Here is a 1,169-nt window from a genome sequence, read left to right as displayed (position 1 = left end):
ATAAAGTTTGTACTTTTGGCCTACTTGACCGATAGCGATCAGTTGCTCAGGCGTAATCTCACCACCTGGTACACGTGGGACAACTGAATAGGTGCCATCTTTTTGCATGTTTGCAAGAAAGGTATCGTTGGTATCCTGCAGGCCTGTATGTTGCTCTTCTAGAATGTAATCATTCCAGCTAGCTGCAAGCATATTTGCTACCGCAGGCTTACAAATATCACAACCAAGGCCGGTACCGTGTTTTTCTACCAGTTCGCCAAATGACATGATACTACCGACACGAATTAAGTGATATAGCTCTTCACGCGTATGAGGGAAGTGTTCACAAATGCTTTTATCAACCGTAACGCCGCGCGCTTCAAGCTCAGTATCAACAACATCCTTAAGAAGTGCTGCGCAACCGCCACAACCGCTAGCTGCTTTGGTTTCACCTTTTACATCACCTACGCTGCAACAACCGGAATCAAGAGCGTTAATAATGTCGCCTTTACTAACGTTTAGGCATGAACAGATTGTTGCTTCCATTGGTAGTGCTGAAGCACCTAGCGCAGGACCACCCCCTTCAACATTCGGTAGAATCATTCCTTCAGGGTTTTCGGGAAGCTCGATACCGTTCAGGTAGTATTGAAGAAGTGTGTCGTAATCTGAACAGTCGCCAACTAGTACTGCACCTAACAGTGTATTGCCGTCTTCAGATACGATGATTCGCTTATAGATCTCTGAGTTTTCGTTACTGTAGACGTAAGCGATTGAGCCGGGCGTTTTACCATGGGCATCGCCAATTGAGCCGACGTCAACACCCAGAAGCTTCAGCTTCGTGCTCATGTCTGAGCCAGTAAACGAAGGTTTTTCGTCGTCGTCGGAGAATTGCTGAACAGCAACTTCTGCCATTCTATAACCGGGCGCAACCAGTCCGTAGATCATGTTGCCATATAGAGCACATTCACCTATAGCAAAAATGTCCGAGTCAGAGGTTCGGCAGTGGTAATCGACAACGATACCGCCACGCTCACCAACTTCTAACCCGGTTTTACGTGCTAACTGATCATAGGGGCGAATGCCTGCAGAAAATACGATCATGTCAGTATCAAGATGCGTGTCATCTGCGAAGTTCATTCGCAGTTTTGTGTTATCACCTTTGTTATCGATAAGCGTAGTCGCTTTTTGGG

At 46.5% G+C, this 1,169-nt stretch carries 1 protein-coding gene; it reads right to left on the bottom strand.

Annotation, left to right across the window (positions count from 1 at the left end; genetic code table 11):
- On the bottom strand, nucleotides 1-1,169 hold a 1,169-nt coding region (locus A3766_RS25555), incomplete at both ends, for an FAD-dependent oxidoreductase (protein ID WP_197479746.1).

Source organism: Oleiphilus sp. HI0132, assembly GCF_001635845.1.
This window is presented reverse-complemented; position numbering and strand designations above follow the sequence as displayed.